The sequence below is a fragment of the Flavobacterium aeripolare genome (genome assembly GCF_013294025.1).
Classification (GTDB): Bacteria; Bacteroidota; Bacteroidia; order Flavobacteriales; family Flavobacteriaceae; genus Flavobacterium.
This window is the reverse complement of sequence record NZ_JABSNL010000021.1, coordinates 1-12,232: the sequence shown is the minus strand read 5'-3', so window position 1 is coordinate 12,232 and position 12,232 is coordinate 1. Positions and strand designations below refer to the sequence as shown.

Below are 12,232 nucleotides of genomic sequence, written 5' to 3'. Positions count from 1 at the left end.
ACTTCTCTTCTAAACTCCATTTCTTGTATTTCATATCTCAAATGTACTATTTGAAATTTAGAATATCACTCTGAACTTATAAGGGGCTAAAATAATTTCAATCATTCCAGTTAGAAAATTCCAACCAATAAGTTTGTCTTTTATTATTATTTTATTTGGATCATTAAATTCAATTATCACTTGTTGTGCAAGTTCTAATTTTACAAATATTGTATTGTTTTGTTCTGAATAATTGTAATCATATTTATTCAGGAAGTTTAACACTTTTTCTTTTTCCATATCTATTCAGTTTCTGTTTTCGTTTCTGTTTTCGTTTCTGTTTTCGTTCCGCCAAAATGACGCACAACGTGTCGCGGCTTGCAGAAGTGGCGAACTTCGTGACCGATTATTTTCGGCTAAGATAAAATATCTTGCGAAAGATAAACTTGAATTTACCACATATCTAGCCATTTTTGCAAACCGCTGTTGTACGACGTATTTTTTAGTTCAATAGATTTATTTCATTTCCTGTTAACATTTCAATAACTTTTTTTGCAGTTTCAATTGATATTATTCCACTTAAACTTAAATCAATAAATTTGCCTTTTATAATTTCGCTCCAATTTTTTTTGTTTAGTTTTTTGGTTAATTTTCGTAAATCATTAATTTCGTTAAATACTACTTCTTGTCCAAATCCCAATTTAGTAACCATTTCTTGAATTTCATTTAGTTTTTCAAAAAGATTTTCTTGAACTTCTTTCGAAAAAAAGTCGTTTTCAGTTTCCGTTTTACTTTCATTAATATACCATTCAAAAATTTCAGCAAATGGCTCCCAAAAATTAGCGATAAATTCATCTTTCCAATCCCTATAATTCCCACTTGATTTATACCACTTATTAGCTAGTTCAATGTAGTAATTTGAATGTTTTTTTTCAATTTTATATTTTTCTACTATTGTAAAAAAAGCAAATGCACCTTGTAATTCTCGATCATTTAATCCGTTCGTAATTTCTTTATAATATTTATAATTTCTTAAATTTTCAGTTATGTAAATTTTGGATTTAAGTTCTAAAAAATCTTCATTTATTCTTTCTAATATTCTATTTGCAATTTCTTGTTGATAAAGGAAATTAAAAATCTGATTTAATTTTGTGTCCAAATTTTCAAAACTTGAATTTGTTATATCTATTGAATATGATTCAAATTTATTTATTAACTCTTCAGAATTTAATTGTCTCATTTTTCGTCATTTTGGGTAATATGTCGTACAACGTGTCGCGGCTTGCAGAAGTGGCGAACTTCGTGACCGATTATCTTCGGCTAAGATAAAATTTCTTGCGAAAGATAAACGTGAATTTACCACATATCTCGCCATTTTTGCAAACCGCTGTTGTGCGACGTTACTTCAGTTCACGAATATTTCTCTGTGTATTTTTTTTCTTCGTTTTAAATGCTTTTCCAATATCGTGTAAATTATATAATCCTCTTTTTGTTGAATTTTCTAATTCAAATCTCAAATCAGAAATTTGCTGATAATATTTTTTACCCAAATCAATTAATTCAGCATTAGATTTTCCATCAGTTTTAATATTTAAGTTGTAAAAAAGTTCATTTAACTTTTCTAAATTCTGAGTTGTTTCATCATCTATCCACAAACTAAAACTAATAGCAATAATCATATTTTTTTGAAAATCAAAAAATTCAACATCACTATAAGAAAACATCATATGATATGGTTTATTATCACTTTCATCGAGTACAACGGTTTTAAGAACCGCTAATTGACTTTCTATGTATTGATATGCAACTAATCTTTTCTTTAATATTTCTTTATAATACTCATTTTTGAAATCGAGTTTTTTAAGTTTGATAGAAATGATATATGAAACAAGTACCGAAACTATTCCAGACACAAAAGTACTAGTCAAAATTAATTGGAGATTTTCCATATTTAGTTAGATTTTTAACCGCAAAATCGGCAATGTCGCACAACGTTTTGCGGCTTTACGATGGTGCAAGGCTTCGTAAAAATTAATTTTTCTGTTTTATGTTCTTTTTCTGGCGAAACGGTGATTCCACAAAATCCTTGCATCTTGTAAAACCGCTGTTATGCCTCGTTGTTTTGTTTATTCCTATTTTCCACGGCAATTTAAGAATCTTTTCTTACTTTCGTCATTCTAATTTCTGTTTTATGAAAAACTTACTCTTATGTTTACTAGTTATATTTTTATACAGTTTCTCTTCAACAGAACAAAATAAAATTGACAGCTTATCTTTACGAATCAAGTCTTTAGAGTCAACTATTAAAAATAAACCTGTTTTACCTACAACTGATTATAAGGAAACTTTTTACCTCACTCAACTAAATAACTCCGTTACCTTAATTTTAAGTGTTATTGGTTTTGCACTTGTTTTTGCTGGTTTTTCTTCTTACCATTTTATAAACGAAAGATTTAGACTGCAAGAACGTTCTATTGAACAACAGATTACAAACGTAATCTCTAACTCTCAATCTCTTATTGCTCAAAGTGCAGCTGAGCAAGCTATCTTCAAAACAGAAGTTTCTGTGAAATTGGGCGAATATGAAAAAAATTATAAGAAATATGAAAGTAGACATATTGATTTTGAGTTTGTTTTAGATTATATACAAGGTAGTTTTTATGCGAATTTATTTAATAAGTCTGTTGAGGAAGAGGATGCGGAGATGAGTTTATATTACGCATTAACCACCTTTTCATACTTTACAAATTGTTGTATTAGCAAATCTGCTAAAAGCGATAACGGATTTAAAAATGAAAGGGTTAATTATATAATAACATCTTTAAAAAATATAAAAGAGGTAAAAATGTATAGTGTTGATTCAACTTTTGGTGGTACTATTTATAATAATATAAGTAATATACGAAAATTAGAAAACATTGAAATTGATACCCTGCTTTCAGAAGTTCAATCTTCAATTACTTATGAAATTAGAAAAATAAGTTAGTTTATTTTCTTACTTTCGGCACTCATTTTAAACTTTTAAATATGCGAACAGATTTAAGTACTTTTGAATTTCAAATTATATCCAAACAGTCTCTACCAGTATCTGTCGTTGATTGGGAGTATATAAAAACAGATAAAGATGATGTAACTCCACAAATTTTAAACTTTAGTTTTGATGTTGTAAAGACATCCGATGGATTTGAAATTACTGTAAATTCAGACGTCTTAATTTCTTGTTTTGTGCTTCACAGTATTTCAGTAACCAAAGGCACTTTTTACCGATATAGTAGCAAGTCAATATTCTATATAAACACCAATAAAATAAACTCGATTATAGTTTCTGAATGTTCTCAGGCTCATTTTGTTGGCTGTATAAATGAAATACTTTTTGACACAAGAGATAAGACTGAAACTAAGAACCCTTACCTACTAAAAGTACCAAGTCTAAGTAAGATTATTCTAAACGTAGAGTCCTGCGATTATAACTATAATTTGTAATAGCTTTCAACACATTACTTTTTCCAAAAATTTTAAGAACTATTTTAATTAAAAACTGTTTCATTCTGTTACTGTTTTTTAGTAACGTCTATTTCTCAAAATCACTGTTTCCGTTTCTTTTATGCGGAAGTTCTTGTACAATGAGGCATAACGTCTCGTGGCTTTGCGAGGTTGCGAACTTCGTAACCGAGATTTTTCTGCTAAGATAAAATTTCTTGCGAAAGATAAACTTGAATTTTGCACATATTTCGCAATCTCGCAAAACCGCTGTTGTAAGCAGTTTTTATTGTTTTTCCGATATTTCAAATCTAAGTTTGGCAAGTTCTTTCGTATCTTCTTTTGGACTTGTAATCATATCAAATCTTATTTCAATTAAAAAGGTTTTTGATAATTGATTAGAATGTATATCTGTGTATTTTACAATTAGTTCTAATAATGGAAAGAAATCTTTAATGGACTTTGTTTGTTCTTTTCCACTTATTTGATTTACCATATATAACCAATATAAATTGATAAAATAATCTGGTATGACAATTTCTGTTTTTCTATTTTCATTTCCGTACGGTAAAATAAAATTGAAATTTCCTCCAGCATTATATTCAACAATATCAAAAGCCCATTCAATATTTTGCAAAATGGAATCTATAATAATATACTCTTCGTTTTTCTCCCATTTTACGCTCTCATCGTTACACATAATTTCTTTGGCATTTTCAAAGTCAAAATTCCAAGTCCATCTAACATTTTTTGCAACACCAAAACCAATATTATTAATACCAATCTTCAATTCATTAAATCCTCCAATTTTTGAATTTTCTTTTTTTCTATTTTTGTATGAATAGAGATAGACTGATTTATTTTCTTCGTCAAAATCTCCTTTATAAACATAAAAAGAGAAGTTTGCCATATTTATATCAGGAAAGTAACTATGAACTCTTTGTTTACGCATTTCATTAATCGTTAGCAAAGCGATAATTGCAGTAAGTAGAGTTATCATAGCGATAACAATGTTTATCCAATCTGCAGTTGTTATGTTTTGTAAAATTTCCAATTGTTCTTGTTTAAGGTTTTCGTGCGGTAAAATTGCTTACAACGTGTCGCGGCTTGCAGAAGTGGCGAACTTCGTGACCGATTATTTTCGGCTAAGATAAAATTTATTGCGAAAGATAAACGTGAATTTACCACATATTTCGCCATTTTTGCAAACCGCTGTTACCTGCTGTTTTTTTGTTTTCAATTGGTTATTAAGTCTTCTGGATAAAATCCATATTTCATATATACTTTTCCTTGCTTGATTTCGAAATAGGGTTCTGGAAAAGTATCTTCTAATTTTCCGCCAGATTGATAGCGAGAAATGATGATTGGTTCCGCCATATCAACTTTGTGAGGTTCTTTGTTACTTTTTCTTATGGTATTACTATGTTCATAAAAAATGGGGGATGCCCAATTTCCATTTTTCATTCTGTAAACTGGTTCATATCGATATGTATTAAGTTCATCACAACCTTTGGCAACAAATAAAAGAAGATTTTCAAATTCATAATATTTTACTTTTATACTATGGTCATATAATACACAATCAGCAATTTCAAAATCTATATTTTTAGAAATTTTTTTTAATATTTCATACTTTGATTTATATTTTGAATGAGGTATATAATCGTTACAATAATTTGGTTGGCTAAGACGATTAATATCTATCTTTTTTCCAATGAATATATATTTATCTGGATTTTGTATGTTACAAGGAATATATTCTACACAAGGGTCAGTCTTTTGAGAAAATGTAATTTGTAAACTAAATGCCAGAATTATTATAAAAAATGTTTTCATTATTTGATTTTTTATTAAATTACTGAGTTCTTCGATTCTGCGGCAAAATAGCAGGTAACGTCTTGGCGCTTGGCGTGGTTGGGGACTTTTGAAACCGAGTATTTTCGGCTTAACGTAAAGGTAATTAAAAAAACGCTAATTCCACTAAATCCCCAATCACGCCAAACGGCTGTTAGCAGTAGCCTTTTTTTACGTAACGTCATAAACATAAGTTACGATTTCATTTGTTAATAGAGTTTCTTTCAATATGGGTTCTATCTTATCCCAAGTTCCGCCTGCAAGTCCACAACCAATTCTGGGTAAATGAACAGACGCATTATTTTCTTTTGCAAATTCGGCGACTTTATTAAGTCCACTTCTTATTGCGTCATAGCGAATAGGAGCATTGCCATTTTCGTCTTGATTTATTTTATGCTGTCCAATAAGATTTCCAATCCAAATGTCATTTTCAACTTTTATAAATTGTATTTCTCCAAGTGAAAAATTGTCTTGGGTTTTAAACCACTTTCTATATTCTTTTTCAGGTTCTTTCCAACGTTTAGAAATTGCCATTACAAATCCTTTTCCCCAACCTCCAATATCATTACAAATATGTACAATAATTTTATTGTCAGTTGTTTTAGGTTTTGTGGCATCTCCAATAAGATAATTTATTTCATTTTCCATTGATTTTCAAAATCATTTTTATCGATTGTGTATTCTTCAAATTCTAAAAGGTCAATTTTTTGGTCAGCAAGAAATCCAAATTCGTCTTCAATAGAATCTTCACTGTATTTTAGTCTTTTACCATTGTCATAGATTTCAATTTGTCGCAATATTTCTCCTTTTTGATTGGATTCAAAATAATAAATACAAGTTCCCCAAGTTTCAGATTTTTCTTTCCGAACTTCATTAAAATGTCTTTTGTAGTATAGTTCTGTCATAAGGTTACTGCTAACGTGTCGCGGCTTGCAGAAGTGGCGAACTTCGTGACCGATTACTTTCGGCTAAGATAAAATTTCTTGCGAAAGATAAACGTGAATTTACCACATATTTCGCCATTTATGCAAACCGCTGTTGGCAGTAGTATTTTTATTTTCCTACTACATATATTCCAATCCAATTTTTTGGAAAGCCTTTTTCTTTCCATATTTCATTAAATTTTTTTCTGCCCCAAAAATCACCTGTCACATAAAAAACGGCGTAGAATAATTTATAAGTAGAATGATTTGAATAGCCAACTACATCTACTAAAATTTGGTCTATCGTTGCTTTTAATTTTTCCTCTGTTCGAGCATATTTATATTCAATAGCAGTATTTAAAGAGGGTAATAAAATGTCTGGTTTATATTCTTGTGCTATTGATATAAAAGGAGTTGTTGGATAGTTTGCAGTTGGAAAAACACCTTTACAAATAACTTTTACTGCGTTATAAACTTCCGTTTCAGATTTTGGAATTTTATTTAAATCTTTTAAGATGACAGCTGTATTTTCTAATATGTTTTCTAAATAATATATTCCTGTTCTTTTTCGTAAATATTCGTCATTTTTTTGTCCAAAGAATTCATATGTTTTGAGAAATCTCCATATATCACTCAATAATGCACTATAATTTTGTTGGTTATAAGAATCGTATTCTGATGATAAAATATCACTTCTTAGTTCTAATTTTGGAGATATAACATTTTTAAACTGCTTTAGGTATTCTATTTCATTTCTTCCCTCAATATAGCTACATATCAATAAATAAACACTTTTAGCATTGTCAATGAATTTATCCTCTAAAGAGTCAGAATACATTTCATAACCAAGGTCAGGTTCTTCGTGATTATTTTGAAGGGAATAGAATTCATTACGATTATCTATATCGTAATAATTTGAACTCATTTCATATAAGATTTTCTGAATTTGTTCTTCTCTAAATTGATTTAGTGAATCCATTTAATATTTTAGTTTTAGTTTCTTGAATTCTCCTTTTCTGCGGTAATATTACTGCCAACGTGTCGCGGCTTGCAGAAGTGGCGAACTTCGCAACCGATTATTTTCGGCTAAGATAAAATATCTTGCGAAAGATAAACGTGAATTTACCACATATTTCGCCATTTATGCAAACCGCTGTTAGCCGACGTATTTTTACGACATCCAAGTATCTTCCATTTTTTTGATTATCCAATTTCCGTTAATTTCCATTATATATATTCGGTAACCTCTTCCGCATCTTCCACAATAACTAAAACTACCTTCTAAAACTCCATTTTTTTTATTCTCGTCGAATTTTATTCTTGAAATTTCAAGTAAACCAGAAAACACAAAATCATATTTTTGTTCATATAATAAAACTCTATGATGTTTTAATAGAATATCTGCTTTTGGAAAGTCAGACATATTTTTTATTTTAAATTTTCTGTTTAACTTAATTTTTGAATAATCAAACTTGAAATCGCTGTAGTTTGAGTTTAATAATTTTAATTCTCCAGATAATCTTTCTTGTCCATAATTCAATAAATATTGGTCGAAACCTATAAATATTTTAGATGTATCATTATCAACTCTTTTTTGTTCTGTTTTCCAATTCTGATAGTTGATTCTTTCTTCATTTGTAACATTTGAAGTGTCAACTTTTACGAGTCTTCCTTTATTCCAAGTTTCTTTTCCAAATTTTGGTGGCGGATTCATCTTTCTACTATCAACGCAAATAGAGTCAACTATTTTTGGGAAAATTTCAGTCAACACATATTTTTCAAATTCCACGTCATCTACTTTCTTTTCAAAATTTGAAAAAAGGATTAATAATGAAAGTAAAAATGTTATTTTTAGCAGTTTTTTCATAATATGTTGGCTAACGTTTCGCGGCTTGCGGAAGTGGCGAACTTCGTGACCGATTATTTTCGGCTAAGATAAAATTTCTTGCGAAAGATAAACGTGAATTTACCACATATTTCGCCATTTTTGCAAACCGCTGTTATAAGCCGTATTTTATATTTAATTCGTCTAATTCTTTTTTACTATTGTCCACTGCAATCCAAGTTGATATATTTTCATTGTCATTCTTTTCGATTTTCTTTCTTGTTGCTACTAAGAAATGTAAGTACATTTTTTCATTGATTTCCAAGTTAGGAATCATACTTTCAAAACCAAAATCTATGTAATTCGTAATTGGTTTTTCCAAACTTATTTCATTTTTTAGCCTTATTGGAAACCAATCATTATTTTCGGCTCGCCATTTTATAACTTCTCCATCTTCGGTTCCAATATGTAGCAGTTCTGTTCGATTTTCAATTTCAACGGCATCTAAATTTTCGCCACTATTATAATCCCAAGTTGTTTCAGTATTGTTGTTTTTTAGTTTGCAGAGAATATTTAGTTTTTCAGATTTGTTAGTTTTCTTTTCAATATAAATTCTCCAACCTTTTGAATTTTCAATTTTCATATGTTTTGGAAAGTTCATTCTGCTCAAATCAATAACTACAACTTCTATTTTATAATTTTTGGTTTCTACTTCTAAACTGTCTTTCACCGAATATTGTACTGGATATTCAGATTTTATTGACAACTCAATTTCGCCAATATTAGTTTCAAATGTATCTCTAAGTATCGTTTTCATAATATGGCTTATAACGTGTCGCGGCTTGCAGAAGTGGCGAACTTCGTGACCGATATTTTTCGGCTAAGATAAAATTTATTGCGAAAGATAAACGTGAATTTACCACATATTTCGCCATTTATGCAAACCGCTGTTACCAGCTGGCATTATTCTTTCTGGGCTATTTCAGTTAAAACATTTGTGATTGTATTTTTAAATTGTCCATCTGTATATCCAAGCGCAATTCCAATAGCCTCTAATCCACTTGGATTTTTATCATCAGAACTAACAACTAAACCATTTTCTAAAATTTCATTTCTTTCAATTTGAATTGCTAAACTCAACACTTCAAATTCGGTTAACTTTGGATAATCAGTTTTTAACTCTTTAGCAATTTCTGAGTAATTTCTAACTTTTATTTTCATTTCTATTTTATTATTTAAGTTTATAATTTTCTTGCGTTAACAAATGAAGTAAAGACCATACTGGACTTGTGATATATTTAATTTCAAATTGTCTTAAAGCGTTTGGTCCTTCTAAATAAAGATTTGGATATTCTTTATAAGCATCAATTCCAATAATTAATTTGTCAAAAGGAATTCTTGTGTCTTTTCCATTTTCACGCGAAACATAGACAGCATTATTTGTTTCTCTTATGTAACCAAAACTATTATAATCTTCAATTTGAGAACTTTTCATATCACTAAAACGTTGAAGAATTTTACCTAATAATATTTTAGAATCCATAGATATATTCGTTTTTTTTTCGTTTTGCGCGGCGCTTGCTGGTAACGTGTCGCGGCTTGCAGAAGTGGCGAACTTCGTAACCGATTTTTTTCGGCTAAGATAAAATTTCTTGCGAAAGATAAACGTGAATTTACCACATAATTCGCCATTTTTGCAAACCGCTGTTGGCAGCTGGCTTTATCTTCGTAAAAATAAATTTTTCATTTTCATTGTTTTCGCCTTTTGAAACTACAAATCCATTGCTCTTTTCGAAGTCAAAAACACTTCTAATTAATATTTTATTTGGTTTGTAGAAAACATATACATTTTCGCCACCACTTTCTGAAATGAATAATCTTGAAGTCGGATATGAGCGGTTAGTTTTTATTATTAAAGCATCTTTAGTTTGCGATTCAACACTCCAGTTTTTTTGTTTTGCGAGCTCATTAACTTTTTCAATTAATAATAATCCATCCTCGTTAGTTTCAACTGATAAAAGTTTGAGTCGACTTCTCTGATAAACAAAACTAATCACGCTCAATATTGTAAAAAAGAAGCCAATTTTAGTTTGGATATTATTTAATTTTAAGATTATTGTTGAGATATTTTGTAAACCATTTGTAAAGCTAAATATTGCTACTAAAAACAATAAAATAGAAAGCCTGTAATGAATTAAGTATTCATAAAATTTCAGTTGAATTCTTTCTTTTTCAATTGATTCTTTGATTAAATTACTTTCCATTTAGGTTCGATTTTTTTTTTCAAGCTTGCTGCCAACGTGTCGCGGCTTGCAGAAGTGGCGAACTTCGTAACCGATTATTTTCGGCTAATATAAAATTTCTTGCGAAAGATAAACGTGATTTTACCACATATTTCTCCATTTTTGCAAACCGCTGTTGGCAGTAGTTTTTTATTCATATGATGCGTATAATCCTTTATTCCCAAACATCGAAAACGAATAATTCAATATTTTGTTTTTATCATTTTCTAAACTTTTTGGAATTGGATGAGGAACTGGATAAACTAAAACATAACTATGAATTAGAAATTGTACAACTTTAAACTCAAAAAATTCATCTTCTTGGTCAATTTTATTATCGTCTAAAACTATTAAATCAACTTTAAATCCCGATTTGGTTGGAATATAATTACAGAAATATACTAATTCTCCCGTCCAACTTCTTACAAAGAATATAAAATTGACAAATTTATAAATATCCCATTTTTCCTCCATTTTAGAAGATTTAAACAAAATTCCATCAGGTAATTGCTGTCCTTCCGTTTCGAAATTTAAATCAACCTCACATTTTGCTCCGTTTTCAGGGAATTTCCCAATATATTCAGATCCATCAATATTTCTCAATTCCAAAAATTTATTCGCAATTTCTTGATTTTGAGTTGTTGAAATCATTTTAAGTGCATATTCTCTGCAATCGAAAATTCTCATTTTAAAAGGATTTTCACTTGCTTCAATCCATAAAGATTCATAAACAATTTCATCTTTGTCTTTTTCACCAAAACTTATAACATCACCAACTTTTAAGTTGTCTAATTTAGATTGAGTCATTGTTGAAGAGAGAAAAGAAGTATTTTCAGATTCAGTAATCTCTTGTTTTGGATTAGTTTTTAATTCAGATTTTGTTCCAAATATTCTTTTGAATATGTTCATTCTACTACGATTTTTGTTAAAATTACTGCCAACGTGTCGCGGCTTGCAGAAGTGGCGAACTTCGTAACCGAGATTTTTCGGCTAAGATAAAATTTCTTGCAAAAGATAAACGTGAATTTACCACATATCTCGCCATTTATGCAAACCGCTGTTACCAGAAGTACATTTATTCGCCAAGTAATTCTTCCACTTCTTTTTGCAAAACTGGTAAATTTCTAATTACAATTCCCCAAATTACATCATCAGAAACTGAGTCATATCCGTGAATAATTCTATTTCTAACATCTACGATCTTTCTTGAGTTCGAAATTACAATTTCGTTATCAAGTTTCAGAATTCGGTTCATTGCTTCACCAATTATTTCAATATTTCTTTCAATAGCTCTTTTTGTTCTTAAATCATTTTGGTAAACCTCAAATAATTTTGGAGTATCAATATAATAGCTTTCAATTTCATTGATAGAACTTAAAATATCATAAAGCCAAGTTTTAATATCATTGTCCATAGATCAACTGTTTTTTTTGATTTATAGTTTTTCTAAAAAAAGGATTTTTTATTGCTTTTTCCTCAAGTAAATCGACACTTCGTTTGAAAATATTTTCTAAAGAAAATTTTAAATCATAATAATTATCTCCATAATCTAGAACATCTAATTGTTGAAAATCTACAATCAGATCAATATCACTTTCGGCATTAAATTTATCATTTAAAACTGAACCAAAAGCATATAGTGATTTAACTTTATGTGATTTACATAAGTTTAAAATGTCTTTTATATGACTTTCAATCAAATTCATTTTTATCTATTTTTTTATAAAAGTAATCAAAAGAAATTTAGTTGTATAATTTATTGTGAATTTCCGCAATTTTGGGCGTATTTCTGGTAACGTGTCGCGGCTTGCAGAAGTGGCGGACTTCGTGACCGTAATCTTTCGGCTAAGATAAAACTTCTTGCGAAAGATAAACGTGAATTTACCACA

General features: G+C 29.3%; 18 protein-coding genes. 2 read left to right on the top strand and 16 right to left on the bottom strand.

Annotated features, from left to right (window positions below; all coding sequences use genetic code 11):
* Positions 1-57: 57 nt before the first annotated feature.
* The 3 genes from HNQ00_RS16075 to HNQ00_RS16065 all read right to left on the bottom strand — a co-directional run bounded on the left by HNQ00_RS16075 (position 58) and on the right by HNQ00_RS16065 (position 1,928).
* A complete protein-coding gene (locus tag HNQ00_RS16075; protein WP_173839524.1) occupies positions 58-279 on the bottom strand; it encodes a hypothetical protein in 222 nt (73 codons plus the stop codon).
* Positions 280-481: 202 nt separating this feature from the next.
* Positions 482-1,219, bottom strand: a complete 738-nt coding sequence (locus HNQ00_RS16070) for a hypothetical protein (protein WP_173839523.1) — start codon at positions 1,217-1,219, stop codon at positions 482-484.
* 160 nt (positions 1,220-1,379) lie between these two features.
* On the bottom strand, positions 1,380-1,928 hold the full coding sequence (locus HNQ00_RS16065; protein ID WP_173839522.1) for a hypothetical protein: 549 nt from the start codon (positions 1,926-1,928) through the stop codon (positions 1,380-1,382).
* Positions 1,929-2,170: 242 nt separating this feature from the next.
* On the opposite strand from HNQ00_RS16065, the gene HNQ00_RS16060 reads away from it, so the two are divergent.
* Both HNQ00_RS16060 and HNQ00_RS16055 read left to right on the top strand, forming a co-directional pair.
* The gene (locus HNQ00_RS16060) at positions 2,171-2,965 is read left to right on the top strand and encodes a hypothetical protein (RefSeq protein WP_173839521.1); all 795 of its coding nucleotides are present in this window, start codon (positions 2,171-2,173) and stop codon (positions 2,963-2,965) included.
* Positions 2,966-3,006: 41 nt separating this feature from the next.
* On the top strand, positions 3,007-3,462 hold the full coding sequence (locus HNQ00_RS16055) for a hypothetical protein (protein ID WP_173839520.1): 456 nt from the start codon (positions 3,007-3,009) through the stop codon (positions 3,460-3,462).
* Between the two features lie 283 nt (positions 3,463-3,745).
* On the opposite strand, the gene HNQ00_RS16050 is transcribed toward HNQ00_RS16055, so the two are convergent.
* From HNQ00_RS16050 to HNQ00_RS15990, 13 genes are all read right to left on the bottom strand, one after another.
* The gene (locus HNQ00_RS16050; protein WP_173839519.1) at positions 3,746-4,513 is read right to left on the bottom strand and encodes a hypothetical protein; all 768 of its coding nucleotides are present in this window, start codon (positions 4,511-4,513) and stop codon (positions 3,746-3,748) included.
* 182 nt (positions 4,514-4,695) lie between these two features.
* Positions 4,696-5,295: a hypothetical protein gene (locus HNQ00_RS16045; protein WP_173839518.1), complete on the bottom strand. Its 600-nt coding sequence runs from the start codon at positions 5,293-5,295 to the stop codon at positions 4,696-4,698.
* Positions 5,296-5,484: 189 nt separating this feature from the next.
* Positions 5,485-5,961, bottom strand: a complete 477-nt coding sequence (locus HNQ00_RS16040) for a macro domain-containing protein (protein WP_173839517.1) — start codon at positions 5,959-5,961, stop codon at positions 5,485-5,487.
* Positions 5,946-6,218, bottom strand: coding sequence for a hypothetical protein (locus tag HNQ00_RS16035; RefSeq protein WP_173839516.1), 273 nt, complete (start codon positions 6,216-6,218; stop codon positions 5,946-5,948). The genes HNQ00_RS16040 and HNQ00_RS16035 overlap by 16 nt, the downstream gene beginning before the upstream one ends.
* Before the next feature lie 148 nt (positions 6,219-6,366).
* Positions 6,367-7,215, bottom strand: a complete 849-nt coding sequence (locus tag HNQ00_RS16030) for a PD-(D/E)XK nuclease domain-containing protein (protein ID WP_173839515.1) — start codon at positions 7,213-7,215, stop codon at positions 6,367-6,369.
* 192 nt (positions 7,216-7,407) lie between these two features.
* Positions 7,408-8,103 carry a hypothetical protein gene (locus HNQ00_RS16025; RefSeq protein ID WP_173839514.1) on the bottom strand — a complete coding sequence of 232 codons (696 nt, stop codon included), beginning with the start codon at positions 8,101-8,103 and terminating at the stop codon, positions 7,408-7,410.
* Positions 8,104-8,236: 133 nt separating this feature from the next.
* Positions 8,237-8,878: a hypothetical protein gene (locus tag HNQ00_RS16020; RefSeq protein WP_173839513.1), complete on the bottom strand. Its 642-nt coding sequence runs from the start codon at positions 8,876-8,878 to the stop codon at positions 8,237-8,239.
* A gap of 146 nt (positions 8,879-9,024) precedes the next feature.
* Positions 9,025-9,282, bottom strand: a complete 258-nt coding sequence (locus HNQ00_RS16015) for a histidine kinase (RefSeq protein WP_173839512.1) — start codon at positions 9,280-9,282, stop codon at positions 9,025-9,027.
* Positions 9,283-9,292: 10 nt separating this feature from the next.
* Positions 9,293-9,604 carry a hypothetical protein gene (locus HNQ00_RS16010; protein WP_173839511.1) on the bottom strand — a complete coding sequence of 104 codons (312 nt, stop codon included), beginning with the start codon at positions 9,602-9,604 and terminating at the stop codon, positions 9,293-9,295.
* Between the two features lie 130 nt (positions 9,605-9,734).
* Positions 9,735-10,325 carry a hypothetical protein gene (locus HNQ00_RS16005; RefSeq protein WP_173839510.1) on the bottom strand — a complete coding sequence of 197 codons (591 nt, stop codon included), beginning with the start codon at positions 10,323-10,325 and terminating at the stop codon, positions 9,735-9,737.
* A gap of 168 nt (positions 10,326-10,493) precedes the next feature.
* Positions 10,494-11,252: a hypothetical protein gene (locus tag HNQ00_RS16000; RefSeq protein ID WP_173839509.1), complete on the bottom strand. Its 759-nt coding sequence runs from the start codon at positions 11,250-11,252 to the stop codon at positions 10,494-10,496.
* A gap of 166 nt (positions 11,253-11,418) precedes the next feature.
* Positions 11,419-11,757 carry a HepT-like ribonuclease domain-containing protein gene (locus tag HNQ00_RS15995; RefSeq protein WP_173839508.1) on the bottom strand — a complete coding sequence of 113 codons (339 nt, stop codon included), beginning with the start codon at positions 11,755-11,757 and terminating at the stop codon, positions 11,419-11,421.
* Positions 11,747-12,049, bottom strand: a complete 303-nt coding sequence (locus HNQ00_RS15990; protein ID WP_073022160.1) for a nucleotidyltransferase family protein — start codon at positions 12,047-12,049, stop codon at positions 11,747-11,749. Before HNQ00_RS15990 ends, HNQ00_RS15995 begins: the two co-directional genes overlap by 11 nt.
* Positions 12,050-12,232 lie beyond the last annotated feature (183 nt).

Bases quoted from the DNA above. Each gene is read 5' to 3' on its own strand.
- HNQ00_RS16045 (WP_173839518.1), bottom strand. From the start codon at position 5,295: ATGAAAACATTTTTTATAATAATTCTGGCATTTAGTTTACAAATTACA.
- HNQ00_RS16005 (WP_173839510.1), bottom strand. From the start codon at position 10,325: ATGGAAAGTAATTTAATCAAAGAATCAATTGAAAAAGAAAGAATTCAA.
- HNQ00_RS15990 (WP_073022160.1), bottom strand. From the start codon at position 12,049: ATGAATTTGATTGAAAGTCATATAAAAGACATTTTAAACTTATGTAAA.
- HNQ00_RS16030 (WP_173839515.1), bottom strand. From the start codon at position 7,215: ATGGATTCACTAAATCAATTTAGAGAAGAACAAATTCAGAAAATCTTA.
- HNQ00_RS16020 (WP_173839513.1), bottom strand. From the start codon at position 8,878: ATGAAAACGATACTTAGAGATACATTTGAAACTAATATTGGCGAAATT.
- HNQ00_RS16025 (WP_173839514.1), bottom strand. From the start codon at position 8,103: ATGAAAAAACTGCTAAAAATAACATTTTTACTTTCATTATTAATCCTT.
- HNQ00_RS15995 (WP_173839508.1), bottom strand. From the start codon at position 11,757: ATGGACAATGATATTAAAACTTGGCTTTATGATATTTTAAGTTCTATC.
- HNQ00_RS16035 (WP_173839516.1), bottom strand. From the start codon at position 6,218: ATGACAGAACTATACTACAAAAGACATTTTAATGAAGTTCGGAAAGAA.
- HNQ00_RS16070 (WP_173839523.1), bottom strand. From the start codon at position 1,219: ATGAGACAATTAAATTCTGAAGAGTTAATAAATAAATTTGAATCATAT.
- HNQ00_RS16065 (WP_173839522.1), bottom strand. From the start codon at position 1,928: ATGGAAAATCTCCAATTAATTTTGACTAGTACTTTTGTGTCTGGAATA.
- HNQ00_RS16000 (WP_173839509.1), bottom strand. From the start codon at position 11,252: ATGAACATATTCAAAAGAATATTTGGAACAAAATCTGAATTAAAAACT.
- HNQ00_RS16055 (WP_173839520.1), top strand. From the start codon at position 3,007: ATGCGAACAGATTTAAGTACTTTTGAATTTCAAATTATATCCAAACAG.
- HNQ00_RS16015 (WP_173839512.1), bottom strand. From the start codon at position 9,282: ATGAAAATAAAAGTTAGAAATTACTCAGAAATTGCTAAAGAGTTAAAA.
- HNQ00_RS16060 (WP_173839521.1), top strand. From the start codon at position 2,171: ATGAAAAACTTACTCTTATGTTTACTAGTTATATTTTTATACAGTTTC.
- HNQ00_RS16075 (WP_173839524.1), bottom strand. From the start codon at position 279: ATGGAAAAAGAAAAAGTGTTAAACTTCCTGAATAAATATGATTACAAT.
- HNQ00_RS16010 (WP_173839511.1), bottom strand. From the start codon at position 9,604: ATGGATTCTAAAATATTATTAGGTAAAATTCTTCAACGTTTTAGTGAT.
- HNQ00_RS16040 (WP_173839517.1), bottom strand. From the start codon at position 5,961: ATGGAAAATGAAATAAATTATCTTATTGGAGATGCCACAAAACCTAAA.